This window comes from Streptomyces puniciscabiei, assembly GCF_006715785.1.
Lineage (GTDB): Bacteria > Actinomycetota > Actinomycetes > Streptomycetales > Streptomycetaceae > Streptomyces > Streptomyces puniciscabiei.
In genome coordinates this window covers 396,778-414,958 of sequence record NZ_VFNX01000002.1, presented here as the reverse complement: position 1 = coordinate 414,958, position 18,181 = coordinate 396,778, and the positions used below count along the sequence as shown (strand labels likewise).

Genomic DNA, 18,181 nt, shown 5'->3' with positions numbered 1-18,181 from the left:
AGATTCGGGTCAATCCGGGCGTGGTGCTCCTGATGTCTCCATGAGCACCCCCGAGCCGGATCGCCCCCGTCGCAGGGGAGAGGCGTGGCGGTCGCTGCTGAGCGTGCACAGCCTCGCCGGCCAGGTCTTCCTTCTGCAGCTGGCGGTCGTGGTGCTGATCGTCGCCGCCACCCTGGTGGCGCTCGTGGTGCAGGCGCGACGCGACACCATGGCGGACGCCCGCCACCGGACTCTCACCACGGCGCAGGCATTCGCGAACTCCCCCGGGATCGTGTCGGCACTGAAGAGCGCGCACCCGAGCGCGGCGCTGCAGCCGCATGCCCAGGCGGCCCGCAAGGCCGCCGGCGTCGACGCCATCATCGTGTACGGCTTGAACGGGATCACCCTCACCCACAGCGACCCGCACCAGATCGGGAAACGCGTCATCGGACCCTACGCACGGGCGGCGTCCGGCAAGCCGTTCACCAGCACCTTCCAGGGCTCCCTGGGCCTTTCCGTGGTCTCGGCGGTCCCCGTCAGGGCCCCCGACGGCTCGGTCATCGCCATCGTCTCCGTGCCCGTCACCGTGGAGGCCGTGCAGCACCGGGTGAACCGGCAGCTGCCGGTCCTCTTCGGTGGCGCCGCCACCGCCCTCGTCGTCGCCGCGGGCGGGTCGGCCCTGGTGAGCCGCCGTTTGCGGCGGCAGACCCATGGCCTGGGGCCCACCGAGATGACCCGGATGTACGAGCACCACGACGCGGTGCTGCACGCGGTCCGGGAGGGCGTGCTGATCGTCGGCGGCGACGGCCGCCGGCTGCTGCTGGCCAACGACGAGGCACGGCGGCTGCTGGACCTGCCGACGGACGCGGAGCAGCGCCACGTCACCGATCTGGGGCTCGCCGAGGAGCTCACCGCGCTGCTGGCCTCCGACCGCCCCGCCACGGACGAGGTGTACCTGGCGGGCGACCGGCTGCTCGCGGTCAACAAGCGGCTCACCGCACCACACGGACCGGCCGGCAGCGTGGTCACGCTCCGCGACACCACCGAGCTGCGGATCGTCGCCGGACGGGCGGAGTTGGCGCGCGAGCGGCTGAGACTGCTCTACGACGCCGGGCTGCGGATCGGCACCACCCTCGATGTGAAGCGCACGGCCGAGGAACTGGCCGAGGTGGCGGTACCCCGGTTCGCCGACATCGTCACCGTCGACCTGCTGGACCCGGTCCTGCGCGGCGAGGAGGGCTCCCGTACGGCCGACGGGATCATCGAGCTGCGCCGCAGCGCGGTCGCCGGCCTGGACACGGACCGTCTCCTCCACCCCGTCGGCGAGCTGATCCGGTTCGTCCCCGAGCACCCCGTCTCCATGGCGCTGGCCGACGGCCGCCCGTTCCTGGTCGGAGCCCTGAACGCCTCCGGCGGCTGGCTGGCCCAGGACCCCGAACGAGCCCGGCGGATCCTCGACCACGGCATCCACTCCCTGCTCGTGGTTCCCTTGCGAGCGCGCGGCGTGGTGCTGGGAGCGGTGGATTTCTGGCGTGCGAAGGACTCCCCGCCGTTCGAGGACGAGGACGTGTCCTTCGGCGAGGAGCTCGCCGCCCGGGCGGCGCTGTGCGTCGACAACGCCCGCCGCTACACCCGCGAACACACCATGGCCGTCACCCTGCAGCACAGCCTGCTGCCCCGCGGGCTCCCCGAACAGTCCGCCCTCGACGTGGCCTACCGCTACCTGCCGGCCCAGGCCGGGGTGGGCGGTGACTGGTTCGACGTCATCCCGCTGTCCGGCACCCGGGTGGCCCTCGTCGTGGGCGACGTCGTCGGCCATGGTCTCCATGCCGCGGCGACCATGGGCCGGCTGCGCACCGCCGTGCACAACTTCGCCGGCCTCGACCTGCCGGTGGAGGAGCTGCTGGTCCGGCTGGACGAGCTGGTGGCCCAGATCGACGCCGAGGAGATCGCCGCCGCCGAGGACGGGCAGGCGATGATCACCGGGGCGACCTGTCAGTACGCCGTCTACGACCCCACCTCCGGGCGGCTGGCCCTCGGCACCGCCGGCCATCCGGGCCCGGCGGTGGTCCGGCCCGACGGCACCGTCGACCTCCTCCAGCTGCCCGTCTCCCCACCCCTGGGGCTCGGCGCCGGCCTGCCGGTCGAGACCGCCGAACTCACCGTTCCCGAGGGCTCCCGGCTGGTGCTCTTCACCGACGGGCTGATCGAGGACCGCACCCGAGACCTGGACGTCGGTCTGGAAGCCCTGCGCCATGCCCTGTCCGGGCCCCCGCGCACGCCGGAGGCCACGTGCACGGCGGTGATGAAGGCCATGCTGTCCGACCGGCCGAGGGACGACATCGCCCTCCTGGTGGCCCGCACCTGCCGGCTCGGACCGGATCAGGTCGCCGAGTGGGACGTGCCCCGTGACCCGGCGGCGGTGGGCCCGGTGCGCGCCGCCTGCGCCCGGCGGCTGACGGAGTGGGGCCTGGAGGAGGTCGCCTTCACCGCCGAACTCGTCCTCAGCGAGCTGATCACCAACGCCGTCCGCTACGGCGGCGAGCCCATCGCCGTCCGGCTGCTGCGTACGGTGCCACTCAGCGGTCCCGGCGCGGGCAGCCTGATCTTCGAGGTCTCCGACGGCAGCAGCACCTCGCCGCGGCTGCGCCGCGCCAAGGAGACCGACGAGGGCGGCCGCGGCCTCTTCCTGGTCGCCCGGTTGGCCGAACGCTGGGGGACCCGCTACACGCCCACCGGAAAGGTCATCTGGGCCGAACAGTCCCTCCACGGCGGCGCCGCTCCGGAGGCGGCGGGACTCGGCGACATCCTGCTTGACCAGTGGGACGACACGGCGCTGTGAGACGACACGGCGGTGTGAGAAGAGCGCGTTCCGCAGGGAGAACACGCTGATCGCAGGCTTTCCGGGCGGGATTGGGCCGACGGGGCGGCCGGGTACGCTGACCCATGACGACTTCGCCGACGCTGTGGGCCATGTGCCGGCGGACCGGAGTACGCCGGGGCCCGGCCCGCGACAGCCTTCGGACGTCCACGACCGCGCGCGCCACGGCGGAACCGCGCATCCTGGCGGTGGTACGACACACCCTGTGACAAGCCGCATCCTTCGGCGACAACCGCATTCCCCACCCAGGAGCCGTCGTGACCACACCCCGTGCCCGAGCAGCGGCCGTCGCCGGCTGCTTCGCTCTCGTGGCACTGGGCCTGAGCGCCTGCGGCAACCCACCACCGACCGCCAGGCCCCAGAAGCCGTCGGTGGCCACGTCCGCCGAGAACGCGGGCGGCATGCCCGCACTGATCGCCGCAGCCAAACGGGAGGGCGCGCTCACTGCGATCGCGCTGCCGCGTGACTGGGCCGACTACGGCGGGCTGATCGACGGCTTCGAGAAGAAGTACGGGATCAAGGTCAGGGTCGACAACCCGCACGGCCACAGCGAGGACGAGATCGACGCCCTGCGGAAGCGGGGGAACAGTCCGACGGCCCCCGACGTGATCGACGTGGGCGACACGTTCGCGCGGACCGCTGCGCAGCAGAACCTGCTCGCGCCGTACAAGGTCGCCGCCTTCGACTCGATCCCCATGAACCAGAAGGACGCGAACGCCCGCTGGTCCAACAACTACGGGGGCTACATCTCCATCGGCTGCGACGCCCACCGGGTGAGGACCTGTCCCGAGACCTTCGCCGATCTGCTGAAGCCCGCTTACAAGGGCAAGGTCGCGCTGGAAGGCGACCCGACCCGGTCGGCCACCGCCTTCGACAGCGTCTACGCCGCCGCGCTGGCGAACAACGGGTCCTTCGACAACATCCAGCCCGGCCTCGACTTCTTCGCCCAGCTCGAGAAGATCGGCAACTTCAATCCCGTCAGTTCCACCACGGCAACCGTCGAGGACGGCCGGACCCCCATCAGCATCAACTGGGACTACGTCAACCTCCATTACGCCGACCAGCTCCGCGACAAGGGCGTCGACTGGCAGGTCGCGATCCCCTTCGACGGCAGCTTCGCCCAGTACTTCGCCCTCGCGGTCAACAAGCACGCCCCGCACCCGGCGGCCGCCCGCCTGTGGCAGGAGTACCTCTTCAGCACAGAGGGCCAGAACCTCCGGCTGCGCGGCTACGCCCGCCCGGTGCTCATGGACGTCATGAAGCAGGACGGCACCCTCGACAAGGCCGCCGCCGCACGACTGCCGACGGTTGAGGGAACACCCCAGTTCCCGACGGACGAGCAACTGGAGAAGGCGAGGAAGACGGTCACCCAGGGCTGGGCGAAGGCCGTCTCCGGCCGGCCGTGACGGACCCGCTGGTACGCCGCCAGGGCCACGCCGACGTCCGCCCGTGGCGTCGTCCCGTGTACGCGTCGGCCCCACGGGCACCCGTGGAACGCGGCCCCCAGGGTCGCCGCTCGGACCCCTCGGGCATGACCCCGTCCTCACCAGCGGGAGGCAGCATGATCAGCCATCGGCATCTGGTGGAAGAGGTGGCGTCGCGCGCTCGGCTCGACGACCCGGAGGCGGCGGACGCCGCCGTGCATCTGGTCCTCGCGGCGCTGAGCAGTCGCCTGGACCCACCGCACCGGGAGCATCTGCGCCAGGCCGTACCGGCCCACGAACGTCCCGCGCTGCAGTACGGCGCCGACGTGGCGGAGGGCTCCGGCATGCGGCTCGACGAACTGCTGGCCGATGTGGCCCGGCCCGTGGGTGCGACTCCGGACCAGGCCCTGTTCCTGGCCCGGACGGTGGTCTGCCGGATCTCCGCGGAGGACACGTCTCTGGCCGCCGACCTGCGAGACGCCCTGCCGGACGAGTTCGGCACGCTGTTCACGGAACCCGATCCGCTCTCCTAGCCGTTCACCCGCGTCGCCCAGACCCCGGCCACGCTCACCTGCTGCTGACGCGGGCCGAGTACCAGGCACGGGCGGGGTTCACGGGGCTCTTGCGGCCGGCTCCCGCACCGGCTGCGACCAGGCATCGGGGACCGGCCAGGGGAGGGTGTGCGCCCCCGGTACCTGGCGATACGTGCTGTCCGGCACCAGGGTGACGAGCCACCGGCCCCACTCGGGGGTGCTGATCCGGTCGTCCCGGCCGCGGATTCACCAGCAGCGGCATCCGCAGCCGGGCGACGGCTTCCTCCAGGTCGTCGGCGACATGGACCCGCGCGGTGTGCACCATGCGCCTGAGCCCGGCCCGCTTCCACTCCGGGCGGTGCGACTCCGACAGACCGGAGGGCTCGCGCCGGGAGTCCAGCCGCCGGCGCAGCAGCAGTCGGGGCAGGGTGCGCGCGACCGGATCGACCGTGGGACTCGCCAGGGCCGGCGCGACGACGTTCGGCGCGCCCACCGCCGCGCGTGCGGTGACCCGGTGCCGCTGGAGTGCCCCATCAGCAGCGTGCGGGCGGGGCCCCGTGACCGCAGCCAGTCCGCGACCGAGCGGCCGAACTCCGGTACGTCGAGTTCGTGCGGCGGATCCCCGCTGCCCGCGAAGCCGGGCAGCTCCAGCAGGTGCGCACGGGTCCACATGCCGAGCGTCGCCAGCCCGGGAAGCAGGTGGTCGGCCACACCCGTGCCCTGTACGAGGACGACCTCGGGCATCGCCGGCCGCGGCCGACCCACGGCACGGCTGCGTACGGCTGCGCATGCGGCCCCACACGCCGTCGTGGAAGGCGATGCCGGTGTCCTGGGGAAAGGGCGGGCCGGCCGCGTCCTGCGGCGTCACGGCCCATCACGCCCCGGGCGGCGCCATCCGGCCGGGTCACTCCACCGGCTCGGCCGGCGCGGACCGATCGGGCCGGCCGGGGCCGAAGCCCTCGAGGCGGGTACGGTCGCCGATGCCGTGCACCAGATCCGTGCTCCCGACACGGCGGGCCGCGAGGCCACGCCATGCCGGAGCCCCGTCCCATGCCCGCGCATGCGGGCCGCCGCGGTCAGCGCTGGTACAGCCCGACGATGGTGCCGCTGGCCAGCTGCTGCCGGTCCAGGACGGCGTGGGCCTCGTCGGCGCTGACCCGGTCCGGGAGCGAGACCGGGGCGGGGAGGGCGTAGAGCCGGAAGAAGTACCGGTGGGCGTTGTCGCCGACCGGGGGCTGTGGGCCGCCCCAGCCCCGTTCCCCGAATCCGTTGCGATGGGTCTGGCTGCCCTGGGGTGTCTCGCCGGCGTCCAGGCCCCCGGCGTGGGGGTCGATACCGGTGACGAGCCAGTGCACGAAGGTTCCGGACGGTGCGTCCGGGTCCTCGCACAGCAGGGCCAGCTCCGCCGCGTCATCCGGTACTCCGGACCAGGTGAGCGGGGGAGACACGTTGTCCGCGTCATGTGCGTAGTGGCGCGGGATCATGCTGTGGTCACTGAAGGCTGCGCTTCTGAGTTCGATACCGGCCATGCGACCGGAGTACCCGGCGCGGGCGGGGGCATACGGCCCCACCGCACGGGATGACCGGAGAGGCACGGGGTACCCGCACGACTGACACACCCCCGTGCGAGGAGATGACTGGGATGCGGTTCATCGGACTGCTCCTCTTCGCGGGCGCGGCCGCCTTCACGGCCCTCGCGATCGCGGGCAACCTGTCCGGCGGGCCCGAGTACACGGTGTCCGTCCTCGATCACGACATCGCCACCATGAGCGGGCTCGCCCTGTTCAGCTCCGGACTCGCGCTGGCGCTCATCTTCTGCGTGGGCCTGGTGATCATGGTGAGCGGCGCGGCACACAACGGCCGCCACCGCGGCTCCCGGTCGCGCCGGACACGGAACACGACGCTCGGTGGGACGCCGGGGTCCTGACGCCCGGGCCTGAACCCGATGCCCGGGGGTCCGTGCCCGGGCCTGAGCGCGGCCGGGCCCCGGCGCCAGGCTCCGGGGCGCGAACAGCGCGGACAGCGCGGACAGAGGGCAGCCCGGGCCGGCCGAGCGGTGTCGTCTCAGCCCGCCCAGTCCAGCAGGCGCTCGCCCGTCTCGGGTGCCCGCAGCCGGGTGAGGGACTCCTTCTCCAGCTGGCGCACGCGTTCCCGGGTCAGCCCGACCTGGTCGGCCACCTGTTGCAGCGTGCGCGGATGCCCGTCGTGCAGCCCGTAGCGCAGACTGAGGATCATGGCTTCGCGGGGTGCCAGCACGCCCAGGGCGTCCCTGAGGTCCTCCGCGAGCGCCCGGTACTCGGCGACCTGCGGGGCCTGGAGTACGTCGGTGGCGGGAATGAGGTCCCCGACCACGGTCTCGCCCGTCTCGTCCACAGGCGTGTCCAGGCTCAGCGCCTGCCGGCCCACCCGGCGCAGCCAGACGACCCGGTCCTCGGCGAACCCGCTCTCCCGGGCCACCTCGTCGTCCGTCGGCTCGCGGTCGAGGCGCAACTGGAGTTGCCGTTCGACCTTCGCGAGCTTCTGCAGTTGCTCCACGACGTGCATCGGCAGCCGTACGGTGCGGGCGTGCTGGGCCAGGCCCCGCTCGATGGCTTGCCGGATCCACCAGGTGGCGTACGTGGAGAATTTGAAGCCCTTGGTGTGGTCGAACTTCTCCACCGCCCGCATCAGCCCGAGGTTGCCTTCCTGGATCAGGTCGAGCAGGGGCGCGCCCCGGTGGGCGTGCCGTTTGGCGATCGACACCACGAGCCGCAGGTTGGCCCGGATCATGTGGTCCTTGGCCTGCATGCCCTCCCGCGCGGCCGCCTCCAGCTCATGGCGCCGCGACGGGGAGAGAGCGTGCTCGCCGGTGCCGGCCCGCTCCAGTTCCTCGGTGGCGTGCACTCCGGCCTCGATGTGCCGGGCCAGCCGCACCTCGTCCGCGGCGTCGAGCAGGGGGGTCGCGGCGATCTGGACCAGGTACTGTCCGAGCAGGTCCGGCTCGTCGCCGGTGGTCTCCGGGACCCGGCTGCGCGGGCGGGCCGCTCGGGCGGCGGCACGGCGGCGCTCTTGGGGATCCGCGAGTGCGGATCGTGCCGGGGCAGGCATCGTTCCGGCCTCCGACTCCTGTCGCTTCGACTCTGTGCTTGCCGGGAGGTCGACCCGGTGGCTCCGGAGGGGGTCGACCATGGTGGCGGGTACCCGGCCGCGGCGTTGGGACACGTGCGTTCCGTGCGCGGGGACGGCTCCCGGTGCGGGCGCTCCCGGTGCGGGCGCGAGGATGCCCGCCGTTTCGGCCCGCGGCGGTGCGGGAACCCGGTGCGGCGTCCGCGGAAAGGGGAGCGTCCGTGCCCGAAACCGACCAGGACCGCATCCGCAGGCAGGCCCTGCCGCTGACCGATCCGGCGTCGCTGGACCCGTTGATGGAACGCATCGGCGACGCCCGCCATGTGCTGCTCGGCGAGGCGTCCCACGGCACCGCGGACTACTACCGGGTGCGCGATCTGCTGACGCGCCGGCTGATCGAGGAGAAGGGTTTCTCCTTCGTCGCGGTGGAGGGCGACTGGCCGGACTGCCAGGCCGTGCACTGCGCCGTGGTCGCCGCGCCGGGCGCGCCCGAGGATCCCGGCGAGGTGCTGGCGGGCTTCAGGCGCTGGCCGACGTGGATGTGGGGCAACACCGACGTGGCCGCCTTCACCCGGTGGCTGCGCCGGCACAACGAGGCTCTGCCGCCCGAGCGGCGCGTGGGCTTCTTCGGGCTGGACGTCTACAGCCTGTGGGAGTCGCTGGACGTGGTGCTGGCCCACCTGCGCGAGCACGATCCCGACAAGGTGGAGCACGCCCTGGAGGCGTGCCGTTGCTTCGAGCCGTACGCCCGGGATCCGCAGTCCTACGCGGTGGCCACCCGCTATGTGCCGGAGGGCTGTGAGCCCCAGGTGGTGTCCCTGCTCACCGAGCTGCGGCGGCGGGCGGCGCAGGCGGCGGCCATGGACGGTTCGCTCGCGGAATTCGCCGCCCGGCAGAACGCCGAGGTGCTGGCCGGGGCCGAGGCCTACTACCGGGTCATGCTCGACAGCGGCCCCGAGTCGTGGAACATCCGGGACCGCCACATGGCCGACACGCTGGACCGGTTGATGGAGCATTACGGCCCCGAGGCCAAGGCCGTGGTCTGGGCGCACAACACCCACATCGGCGACGCGCGTGCCACGGACATGGCCGACGTCGGCGAGATAAACGTCGGCCAGCTGGTGCGCGAGCGGCACATGGGGAGGGGTGTGGTGCTTGTCGGGTTCAGCTCGCACTCCGGCACCGTGATCGCCGCGGACGCCTGGGGCGACGCACCGAGGATCATGGGCGTGCCGGCCGCCCGCCGGGGGAGTGTGGAGGATCTGCTGCACCGGGCGCTGCCGGGCGAGCGGGCGCTGTTCGTCTTCCCGCATGTGCAGTTCCAGCATCCGCCCTCCTCCGGGCGGGGCGAATGGTTCCACGAAGAGCATGGTCACCGCGCGATCGGCGTGGTGTACCGGCCGCAGTACGACCGCGTCGGCAACTACGTCCCCACGGTTCTGGCCCAGCGCTACGACGCCTTCTGCTACCTCGACCGCACCCACGCGCTCACCCCGCTGCACCCCTGGTCCGAGGGGAGCCGGGAGGAGCAGACCTGGCCCGCGGGTGTGTGACGCCGCCGCGATCACGACCGCCGGGCGATGCCGTGTCAGGTCAGTTCGGGGTGGCCGAACAGCGCGGCGTATCCGCTCGGGAGCACGCTGAGCAGCTTGTGCAGCTCACCGCCCGACACGGTGTTGCCCACGGCGGTGAGGACCACTTCCGCGTCCCTGCGGGCGGCGGTCTCGTCCTCGGCGGCGGCCCGGGCCACCTGGCGGACGAACTCCTGCACGCCCCAGGTCCGTCCTGTGTTGCCCACGCCGGAGACGAAGGCGCCGATCTCCAGAGGCAGTTGATCCGCGAGGTGATCCGCCGCGGTGGGCTGCAGCCGGTCGCCGAGGGTGCTGAGGACGGCTTCGGTGACGCGGGCCGCCTCGTCGCGATCGGTGTACTCCCCGTGCTCCCGCACGGTGGCGAGGAATTCGGTGGACGTCATGATGCGCTCCCGGGTGGTGCTCCCTGTGGCAGGTCGACGACCTCCGGCGCGGGCCGGACCGTGCGGTCGGGCGGTCGGCACGTGACGAGGACCGCGCCCGGCGAGCCCTGCACCCGCCGCCATTCCATGCGCGCCCGGGTACCCGCACCGGATGGCACCAACCGGCGTTCGACAGGGGGCGCGCCGGCCGCGCCGGGGCTACCGATACCGCGAAGCCCGCGCTGCGCGGCTGCCGGCCGGCGTGACCATGGGCCGGCCGAGACGATGATCGACCGGCGCCGGCGGCTGCCAGACGTCCTGGACGCCCGCGACCCCCTGGAGACCAAGCTCGCCGCCCTCGCCGCGCTGCGCCGCACGGGCAAGATCTCGCCGAAACCGACGCGGCACTGGCCGCGTGACCAGCTCGGTGTGGACGAGGACCAGCGCTTCCACGCGGCGGTCACGGTGGCCGGGCACAGCACACTGCTCGGGCGGCGCCGGGGAGGCGGCGCGCGCCAGGCACACGGACATCGACACTGGGGGGGGCAGGGCCAGGCTGCTCGACTGGCAGAGCGGCCGCGGCGACTGACGCGGACGAGCGCCGCCCTGCGGAGCGCGGACTGGTCTCAGCGGTCCCGCAGGCGCCGTTGTCGGCGCGCTCCTCCGGGACAGCGGTCTGCTTCGGGCGGATCCGGCCCGTCAGCCGGCGGTGGCCTGGTCGCGGTGGAGTGACGGGGCGGACCGGCTCGAGGTGCGGCGCCCGGTCGGGTCGGTGACGCGCGGGAAGGACCGGGCGGCCGCCAGGAAGCCGAGGGTCGTCAGCACGAACGGCCAGGTGAACGGGTGGCCGCCGGACGGGGCGAGGAGTGCGGCGACGGCCGGGGTCAGGGCGGTCGCGGTCGCCGCGCCGAGCAGGGCGTACGGCAGCGTCGTCCGGGTGGCGGCCAGGAACACCCCGCAGAGCGCCGGCGCGACCAGTACCGCGTTGTAGCCCATCGTGCCGTCCGCGATCCGGGCGGCCGGCGTGCCGAGCGCCCACGCCGTCAAGATGCCCGTCGCGCTGCCGGCGCAGGCCATCCATCCCGCGGCCCGGCTGGCCAGGAAGAGGCCGGCCAGCAGCAGGACCCCCGCTTGCCACTGCTCCAGGAAGAAGACCTGGGAGACGTTGCGGAAGAACGCTCCCGCCACGTCCTTCCAGTGCAGGACGGTGGATCCGGAGGCGGCGCCGGGCAGCGCGGCGATGCTCCGGCCGTGGGGGCAGATCCGCCGGAAGGCGGGCGCGGCCACGGTGACCGCGCCCACCAGCAGGCAGTAGGGCAGGGTCAGGGCCGGCAGATCCCACACGTGCAGCAGCCGGATCACGGCCGCGGTGACGACGGTGACCACGAGGCAGGCCCCGGCCGCCAGCACCACCGTGGCCGGCCGGCCCGCGCCGAGGAACACGGCGACGCAGAGCGCGGTCAGGCAGGAGTTGAGGCCCTCCAGCCCCGCCCGTACCCGGTCATGAGGAGCGCCCAGCAGGCGTGCGGCGCCGGTTCCGAGGGCTGCGCCGCCCAGGGCGTAGACGCCGTAGCGCCAGTCCGCCGTCCACAGCGCGAGGGCGAAGACGGCGCCTGCCCATGCGCTGTCGAGGAACATGACCTGCGCCGGCCCCCGCAGCACGCGGCTCGCGAACCGCGGACCGCGTCTGAGCACCTTCGTCCTGACATGGCGCCGCATACTCAACCCCACCCTCGTCTTTTCCGCTTGGCGGCATTATATTTCCGCATTACGACATTGTGGTACGTCGAAGGTGGTCAGAAGCGAGTCGGCGATTGACACCGACGTGACCGACCTGATCGAGTCGTCGCATCACCGGGAGGTTCCGTATGCTGTCGCTCGATCTCCACCCGATCTTCCGCAACAACCGCGACATCGAACTCGCGCTGCGTCAGTTCCTCTTCAAGGCCAACCACTCGGGCGAGCCCGTTGCGGAGATCATCCCGGGCAAGGGATCCGGGCGGCTCAGGACTCGGGTGCTCGCGTTCCTGGACCAGAAGCACATCAGGAAGCTCTACGTCCGGCGCGAGGTCGACACGGGCAACACCGGACGCATCCTCATCCACTTCCGGTGATCTTCGCCTCCAGCGGGGCAGGGGAGGAGGCGTCGGCGATCAGCAGGCGAGGGGTCCCCGTGCCGTCCGCGGGCACGCTCCACAGATCGCTGCCGCCGACCTTGCCGTTCGCGGGCAGGGCATAGGCGACGGTGCGGTTGTCGAGCCAGGTGGCCTGGTCGTCGACGCTGTGGCGCTCGGCCAGCGGCGTCTCGTGCAGGGTGCGCAGGTCGAGGACGTACTCGTGCCACAGGTCGGTACGGGACAGCACCCGCTTCTTGAAGGCGACTCGGGTCCCGTCGGGGGAGAGGGACGGGCACTCCACGTTCTCGACCAGGGTGGTGACCGTGCGCCGGGAGAGCGAACCCCGGACCAGGTACGTCTTGCCGGCGGTGTTGAGGGTGGCGTAGAACGTGTCGTCGTCGGCGGAGAAGGTGACGCCCCAGAAGTTGATGTCCGAGGCGTGGTAGGGCCTGCCGTCCTTGATGATGGAGAACGTCTCCAGACTGGGTGTCAGCCGCATGGTCCGGGTGTCGAGGATCGAGGTCCGGGTGGAGAAGAAGGCGGACGCATAGGACTCACCGGACACGAAGACGGTCCAGGCGGCGAAGTGGCCGCTGGGTGAGACCCGGGCCCGGCTGGGCGTGCCCGCGAGCGGGAAGGTGCGCCGGGTGCGGAGGTCCGCGTCCAGCAGCAGGGCCCGGTTGCTCTGCCTGAGCACGCCCGGGTTGGACTGGAGGCAGATGCCCGTGCCGGCGGCCGCGTAGAAGCGTGCGCAGCGCAGGTTCGAGGCGGTCCGCCCGCCCCCCGGGTCCGTGGACGGTACCGAGGCGACCGCGGTGCGGTGCGGACCGGCGGCCGCGTTGAGGAACGCCAGCCGGCCCTTCTCGTTGAGGGTCAACCTGCCTGCGGTGACGGCCGGTTCACCCGAGTGCGGCTGGTTCGCCCGGTCCGCTCGTGCCGCGGCGTGCAGGACCACGCCGGCGCCCAGGCCCGCGAGCAGCAGGACCGCTCCGACGAGTACGAGCAGACGGCGGCGCAGCGATGTCATCCGGATCCTTGTGGCTGTGGTGGTCATCGGGTTCCGCCGGCCGGCCGCAGCACCACGCCCGCGACGGCCGCGCAGCACAGCAGGCCGACCGCCGAGCCGGTCAGCGCCGGGCCGTCGCCCCACGCCGTCCAGGCCGCGCCGAAGGCCAGCGAGCAGCAGAACCGGGCCAGCGCCTGGCTGGTGCCGACGATGGCCAGGCCGCTGGCGCGCAGATGCTCCGGCACGAGGCTCGCGAGGGCGGCCGGGAGCACCCCGTCGGTCGCCGCGTAGAACGTGCCGTGCAGGGCGAGGACGAGGGGGGCGAGGAGCGGTGTGTCCGGGGCCCACAGCAGGAGGGCGTAGGCGGTCAGCAGACCCGTGTGCCCGGCGAGGAACACGGTGCGTCGCCCGGCCCGGTCGGCCAGCGCGCCGACGGGCACGGCCAGCAGCAGGAACACGACGGCCGTGCCCAGCGGCAGCAGCGTGAACCACTCCTCGCCCACCCCGACCCGCCGCTGGAGGAGCAGATACACGAAGGCGTCACTGACGGTGGTCAGGCCGAGCAGCGCGGCACAGCCGGCGAGTGCCCGCAGCCGCGGCAGCCGCAGCAGCCCCAGCGCCTCGCGAACCCGGACGGGCGGCTCGCCGCCCCCGACATCGGCACCGTCCGTCACATCGGCGTCGTAGGTCCTCTCCGCGTCATGCGTCCGCCCGTCCTGCCGTCTCCCCGGACCGTGCGGCCCTCCGGGCACGAACAGCACCAGTACGACCACGCCCAGCGCGGCGACGCACGCGCTCACGCCGAACACGGCGTCGTAACCGTCGGCCGCGGCACGCAGGATGAGGAACGCCGCCAGCGGGCCGAGCATCGCGCCGGTGGTGTCCATCGCCCGGTGGACACCGAACGCCCGGCCCTGGTTCCCGGCCGGGGTGGACAGGGAGATCATCGCGTCGCGCGGGGCGGTGCGCAGACCCTTGCCGGTCCGTTCCAGCGCCAGGACCGTGCCGAGGGTGCCGAGGCCGCCGGCGATCAGGAGCAGCGGCTTGCACAGCGCGGACAGGCCGTAGCCGATCCCGGCCAGCAGCTTGTGGCCCCGCACCCGGTCGGCGAGATGGCCGCCGGTGAGCTGGACCAGCGCGCTGACGCCGTTGTAGACACCGTCGAGGGTGCCGAATCCCAGCGGGCTGAAGCCGAGCGTGGTGACGAGGTAGAGCGGCAGGACGGCGGTGACCATCTCCGAGGAGATGTCCGTGATCAGGCTGACCGTGCCCAGCACGAGCACGACCGGGGCGACCCCCCGTCCCGGGCCGCGTCTTCGGCGTCGGTCGATGCCCGCCTCGACGGGCGCGGAGCGGTCGGTGAGATACAAGACAGGGCTCCAGGTGCGGTGCGATCAGTTCTGCCGGCTGCTGTCGTCCCGTAGCCAGGTGCCGAAGTCCTGTGCCCGGATGGCCCTTCTGGCCCCCCGCCGGGCGCCGACCGCCGCCGCGACGAAGACCACGACAGCCGCGAAGAGCCTCGGCTCCCTGCGGAGCAGTGCCTTCAGATCCGCCGTGCTGGTGCGCGCCGAGGCCTCTTCCGGCCGGCGATGCTGTTCGACCTGGGCGGTGGACACCGCGGCACGGACCCGCCGTCTCATCAAGTCCGGCCAGGTGCGCGGCGGTTGGATCACGACATGGGCCGCGTCGACCACGAGCCGCTCCTCAGGGGCGAACGCCAGGGACGCGGCCAGGTCGTCGGCCATCAGCGGCGGCAGCGCGGCGATCCGGGCCTGACCGGCCTTGGAGACCGCGATCACACCCCTGCCGAACAGCCCCTCGCGTACGGCGGGCAGCCGCTGCCACACCTGGTAGTAGGCGCGCACCCGCCAGGGGCGGGCGGCCAGCGGGATCCGCCGTTCGGGGGCGGTGGCGAGGATGCCCGAGGTGTCGTCGTTCAGGGGCTCGGTCAGCGCCCGTACGTCGGCACGCGTGATCACGACGTCGGCGTCCACGTAGACACGGGGGAAGCCGCGCGCGTGGTCGTCCCCGGTCCGAAGGGCGGCGTGCTTGGAGGGCGCGGGGATCTCGACCACCCGCACGCGCGGGCCGCGAGCGGCAGCGATCCGCGCGGTGTCGTCCGTGCAGCCGTTGCACACGACCACGATGTCGGTCTCGTCTTCGGAGGACTTGGAGGACTTGGAGGACTCGGAAGGATCGGAGGACTCGGCCAGCAGTGAATCGAGGAGCCGGCCGATGACGCGCGCCTCGTTGTGGGCCGGGATCACGATGCTCGTCACGTCCGGCAGTATGGCGCCGAAGTCGCCATTGCGCTGCGTGTTTCGTCCAACTGTTCCCGTGACTGCGTCCAGTGGTCTAGATTGAGCTCCGCCGAGCCGGTTTGGGAGGGCTACTTGGCCTTGACGGCACGTCAAGGTGCGGCGCGGTGAACCGGATGCGAAACAGGCAGTAACCAACATGCAGGAAGCACGGGGCGGTTGGGGAACCGCTGACGGCTTCCTCGTCTTTTTCGGTGCCGCGGTGTGGAGGAGACACATGCGGTGCTGATCCAGCCCTGGCTTGCGCACGTGCGACCGTAGGTCCGGTTGCGTCCGGCCAGGGGGAGCCGCGCATGTGGTGGGGGGACATGACCATTGAGGTCACGCATGAGCAACTGGTCGTGGAACACAGACGTCCAGAAGCTCGCCGAAGACGCTGGGAACGCAAATACCGCACTGCCCTGCTGGTCGCGGACGGCTTCGCAGCCGTTGCCGCGGCCTTACTGATCCACGGGGCGTACGGCCGCTGGACGGTGGCCCTGGTACTGCCCCCGACCTGGATCGTGGCGATGCTGGCCCATCGCTCCTACGATCGCAGTGCCCTCGGCCTGGGAACCGAGGAGTACCGGCGGGTGCTGCGCGGAGCCGTCGCCCTGCCGGCGCTGGCCGCCCTCGCGTACTGGCTGGGCACGCGCGATGCAGGCCTCCTTCATGACATGATCATGTCCGCGGTGCCGGCCGCCGTGATCGCCCTGCCGGTCCGGTACACGCTGCGCCGCCGGCTGCACCGGCGGTGGTCCCGGGGCCGGGACCGGAGTGCGACGCTGCTGGTCGGACCGTCACACGGCATCGTGGAGCTGGTCGCCGTGCTGCGGCGCGGCGGCGTACAGGAACTGCAGGCCGCCGGAGCGTGCCTGAGCGACCCGCAGAACGCCGCGGACATACGCAAGTTGGGACTGCCCGTCCTCGGCGGCATCGGCGACATGGACGACGTCGTCCGGGCCCTGGGCGTGAGCACCGTCGTGGCGCTGCCGGTACCCGGGGCCGACGCCTCCGTGCTGCGGCGGATGTCCTGGACGGCGGCCGCGCAGGGCGTCGACTTCCTCCTGGCCCCCGTGCTGACCGACGTCTCCGCATCCCGGCTGGCGGTACGGCACGCGGGCGGGGTGCCGCTCGTGCGGATCCAGGCCCCGAACCTCTCCCGGATCTCCCGGCTGCCCAAGGAACTGCTGGACCGTACGCTCGCGGCGGCACTCCTGCTGCTCCTTGCCCTGCCCATGCTGCTGATCGCCCTGATCGTCCGGCTGGACAGCTCCGGGCCCGCCCTGTTCCGGCAGCAGCGGGTGGGCCGGTACGGCGACCACTTCACCATGCTGAAGTTCCGCACGATGCGGCCGGACTCGGAGGCCCTGCGGGCGGAACTGGAGCACCTCAACGAGAACAGCGACGGCCTGCTGTTCAAGGTGAAGGAGGACCCGCGGATCACCCGGGTCGGCTCGTTCCTGCGCCGCAGCTCCCTCGACGAACTGCCGCAACTGCTCAACGTCGTCAAGGGCCACATGTCCCTCGTCGGCCCCCGTCCGCCGCTGCCCGAGGAGGTGGAGGCGTACACCCCGGACATCAAACGCCGGCTGCTCGTCAAGCCCGGCCTCACCGGACTCTGGCAGGTCAGCGGACGCTCCGACCTGCCCTGGGAGGAGGCGGTCCGGCTCGACCTCGGATACGTGGACAACTGGTCGATGAGCCTCGACGTGTCGATCCTGCTGCGCACCGGGTCCGCCGTGGTGCGGGGAACGGGGGCCTACTGATGGTCCGTCTGCAGACCGACCGCCTACCGAAGGACCAAGGGGAGAGGAACCAAGTGACGCAGACCACCGAGCCGTTGGGGGTCGCGGTCGTCGGGGCCGGGTACTGGGGACCCAACCTCGTCCGCAACTTCCAGGCCAGCGAGCGGTTCCGGTTGCGCCTGCTGTGCGACCTCGACGTGGAGCGGGCCCGGCGGGTCCTCGGCGGCTACTCGACGGTCGAGGCCACCGCGGACTATGCGGCTGTCCTCGCCGACCCCGAAGTGGACGCCGTCGCCGTGGCCACGCCCGCCGGAACCCACCTCGACATCGCCCTGGCCGCCCTGCGCGCCGGCAAGCACGTCCTGGTGGAGAAGCCGCTCGCGGCGACCTACGCCGACGGGCTGCGCCTGGTCACCGAGGCGGAGCAGCGCGGACTCACCCTGATGTGCGACCACACCTACTGCTACACGCCCGCCGTGGGCCGCATCCGGGACCTGGTCCGCTCCGGCGAACTCGGTGAGATCCACTTCGTGGACTCGGTCCGGATCAACCTCGGGCTCGTCCAGAAGGACATCGACGTGATGTGGGACCTCGCCCCGCACGACCTCTCGATCCTGGACTTCATCCTCCCCGACGCCGTCGAGCCGGTCGCGGTCGCCGCCCACGGAGCCGACCCGATCGGCGCCGGGCAGGCCTGCGTGGCCTATCTGACGCTTCAGCTCAACACCGGGGCCATCGCCCACGTGCACGTCAACTGGCTGTCGCCGACCAAGGTGCGCACCACCATGGTGGGCGGCGCCAAACGCACCTTGATCTGGGACGACCTCAACCCTCTGCAGCGGGTGGCTGTTTACGACCGGGGCGTGGACCTGTCCTCGCCCCAGGAGATCGGTGCCGACGAGCGCCGGGACATGCTCGTCTCCTACCGCTCCGGAGACATGATCGCGCCCGCCATCGGCGAGAAGGAGGCGCTGCGCAGCATGGTCGACGAGTTCGGCGACGCGATCCGGCAGCGGCGGGCACCGCTGACCGACGGCCGGGCGGGTCTCAGGGTGCTGGACATTCTCGAGGCGGCGTCCCGGAGCCTCGAGTTCAAGGGCGCGGTCGTCGGCCTGCGCGCCGGGCGTTGACAGATCC

The 18,181-nt window shown here is 72.3% G+C and carries 16 protein-coding genes; 8 read left to right on the top strand and 8 right to left on the bottom strand.

Annotation, left to right across the window (positions count from 1 at the left end):
• The first annotated feature begins 40 nt into the window (after positions 1-40).
• The 3 genes from FB563_RS32760 (at position 41) to FB563_RS32750 (ending at position 4,817) form a co-directional block, all read left to right on the top strand.
• Positions 41-2,821 (top strand): SpoIIE family protein phosphatase, encoded by a 2,781-nt coding sequence (locus FB563_RS32760; RefSeq protein WP_079048504.1) that lies wholly within the window; start codon positions 41-43, stop codon positions 2,819-2,821.
• Positions 2,822-3,117: 296 nt separating this feature from the next.
• The gene (locus tag FB563_RS32755; RefSeq protein WP_055703854.1) at positions 3,118-4,266 is read left to right on the top strand and encodes an ABC transporter substrate-binding protein; all 1,149 of its coding nucleotides are present in this window, start codon (positions 3,118-3,120) and stop codon (positions 4,264-4,266) included.
• A gap of 155 nt (positions 4,267-4,421) precedes the next feature.
• A complete protein-coding gene (locus FB563_RS32750; protein WP_055703853.1) occupies positions 4,422-4,817 on the top strand; it encodes a DUF2267 domain-containing protein in 396 nt (131 codons plus the stop codon).
• Positions 4,818-4,851: 34 nt separating this feature from the next.
• Here FB563_RS32750 and FB563_RS32745 read toward each other — a convergent pair whose 3' ends face one another.
• Both FB563_RS32745 and FB563_RS32740 read right to left on the bottom strand, forming a co-directional pair.
• A complete protein-coding gene (locus FB563_RS32745) occupies positions 4,852-5,310 on the bottom strand; it encodes a hypothetical protein (protein ID WP_055703852.1) in 459 nt (152 codons plus the stop codon).
• A 583-nt stretch (positions 5,311-5,893) separates the two neighbouring features.
• The gene (locus tag FB563_RS32740) at positions 5,894-6,346 is read right to left on the bottom strand and encodes a YbhB/YbcL family Raf kinase inhibitor-like protein (protein WP_055703851.1); all 453 of its coding nucleotides are present in this window, start codon (positions 6,344-6,346) and stop codon (positions 5,894-5,896) included.
• A gap of 113 nt (positions 6,347-6,459) precedes the next feature.
• Here FB563_RS32740 and FB563_RS32735 point away from each other — a divergent pair, with 113 nt between their 5' ends.
• Entirely contained in the window at positions 6,460-6,744 is a 285-nt protein-coding gene (locus FB563_RS32735) for a hypothetical protein (protein WP_055703850.1), read from the top strand.
• 137 nt (positions 6,745-6,881) lie between these two features.
• Here FB563_RS32735 and FB563_RS32730 read toward each other — a convergent pair whose 3' ends face one another.
• Positions 6,882-7,904, bottom strand: a complete 1,023-nt coding sequence (locus FB563_RS32730; protein ID WP_055703886.1) for a sigma-70 family RNA polymerase sigma factor — start codon at positions 7,902-7,904, stop codon at positions 6,882-6,884.
• 239 nt (positions 7,905-8,143) lie between these two features.
• On the opposite strand from FB563_RS32730, the gene FB563_RS32725 reads away from it, so the two are divergent.
• Positions 8,144-9,475 (top strand): erythromycin esterase family protein, encoded by a 1,332-nt coding sequence (locus FB563_RS32725; RefSeq protein ID WP_234357560.1) that lies wholly within the window; start codon positions 8,144-8,146, stop codon positions 9,473-9,475.
• Between the two features lie 35 nt (positions 9,476-9,510).
• Here the strand turns inward: FB563_RS32725 and FB563_RS32720 are convergent, their stop codons facing one another.
• Positions 9,511-9,897 carry a DUF2267 domain-containing protein gene (locus FB563_RS32720; protein WP_055703849.1) on the bottom strand — a complete coding sequence of 129 codons (387 nt, stop codon included), beginning with the start codon at positions 9,895-9,897 and terminating at the stop codon, positions 9,511-9,513.
• Positions 9,898-10,575: 678 nt separating this feature from the next.
• On the bottom strand, positions 10,576-11,595 hold the full coding sequence (locus FB563_RS32715) for an urea transporter (protein WP_199832700.1): 1,020 nt from the start codon (positions 11,593-11,595) through the stop codon (positions 10,576-10,578).
• A 149-nt stretch (positions 11,596-11,744) separates the two neighbouring features.
• On the opposite strand from FB563_RS32715, the gene FB563_RS32710 reads away from it, so the two are divergent.
• Entirely contained in the window at positions 11,745-11,990 is a 246-nt protein-coding gene (locus tag FB563_RS32710) for a Smr/MutS family protein (protein WP_055703848.1), read from the top strand.
• On the opposite strand, the gene FB563_RS32705 is transcribed toward FB563_RS32710, so the two are convergent.
• From FB563_RS32705 to FB563_RS32695, 3 genes are read right to left on the bottom strand one after another with little or no spacing between them, the layout of a single operon-like run.
• Entirely contained in the window at positions 11,974-13,020 is a 1,047-nt protein-coding gene (locus FB563_RS32705; RefSeq protein ID WP_055703847.1) for a TolB-like translocation protein, read from the bottom strand. The genes FB563_RS32710 and FB563_RS32705 overlap by 17 nt on opposite strands.
• Positions 13,021-13,043: 23 nt before the next feature.
• Complete coding sequence (locus FB563_RS32700; protein ID WP_199832699.1) at positions 13,044-14,369, bottom strand: MFS transporter; 1,326 nt, start codon at positions 14,367-14,369, stop codon at positions 13,044-13,046.
• A 24-nt stretch (positions 14,370-14,393) separates the two neighbouring features.
• Positions 14,394-15,278, bottom strand: coding sequence for a glycosyltransferase family 2 protein (locus FB563_RS32695; RefSeq protein WP_055703846.1), 885 nt, complete (start codon positions 15,276-15,278; stop codon positions 14,394-14,396).
• A 347-nt stretch (positions 15,279-15,625) separates the two neighbouring features.
• On the opposite strand from FB563_RS32695, the gene FB563_RS32690 reads away from it, so the two are divergent.
• Positions 15,626-17,065, top strand: coding sequence for an exopolysaccharide biosynthesis polyprenyl glycosylphosphotransferase (locus tag FB563_RS32690; protein WP_055703883.1), 1,440 nt, complete (start codon positions 15,626-15,628; stop codon positions 17,063-17,065).
• Between the two features lie 53 nt (positions 17,066-17,118).
• On the top strand, positions 17,119-18,174 hold the full coding sequence (locus FB563_RS32685) for a Gfo/Idh/MocA family protein (RefSeq protein WP_055703845.1): 1,056 nt from the start codon (positions 17,119-17,121) through the stop codon (positions 18,172-18,174).
• Positions 18,175-18,181 lie beyond the last annotated feature (7 nt).

Coding starts and splice junctions, on each gene's coding strand:
- FB563_RS32760 (WP_079048504.1), top strand. CDS start 41: ATGAGCACCCCCGAGCCGGATCGCCCCCGTCGCAGGGGAGAGGCGTGG.
- FB563_RS32750 (WP_055703853.1), top strand. CDS start 4,422: ATGATCAGCCATCGGCATCTGGTGGAAGAGGTGGCGTCGCGCGCTCGG.
- FB563_RS32705 (WP_055703847.1), bottom strand. CDS start 13,020: ATGACATCGCTGCGCCGCCGTCTGCTCGTACTCGTCGGAGCGGTCCTG.
- FB563_RS32720 (WP_055703849.1), bottom strand. CDS start 9,897: ATGACGTCCACCGAATTCCTCGCCACCGTGCGGGAGCACGGGGAGTAC.
- FB563_RS32715 (WP_199832700.1), bottom strand. CDS start 11,595: ATGCGGCGCCATGTCAGGACGAAGGTGCTCAGACGCGGTCCGCGGTTC.
- FB563_RS32710 (WP_055703848.1), top strand. CDS start 11,745: ATGCTGTCGCTCGATCTCCACCCGATCTTCCGCAACAACCGCGACATC.
- FB563_RS32735 (WP_055703850.1), top strand. CDS start 6,460: ATGCGGTTCATCGGACTGCTCCTCTTCGCGGGCGCGGCCGCCTTCACG.
- FB563_RS32730 (WP_055703886.1), bottom strand. CDS start 7,904: ATGCCTGCCCCGGCACGATCCGCACTCGCGGATCCCCAAGAGCGCCGC.
- FB563_RS32690 (WP_055703883.1), top strand. CDS start 15,626: ATGACCATTGAGGTCACGCATGAGCAACTGGTCGTGGAACACAGACGT.
- FB563_RS32740 (WP_055703851.1), bottom strand. CDS start 6,346: ATGGCCGGTATCGAACTCAGAAGCGCAGCCTTCAGTGACCACAGCATG.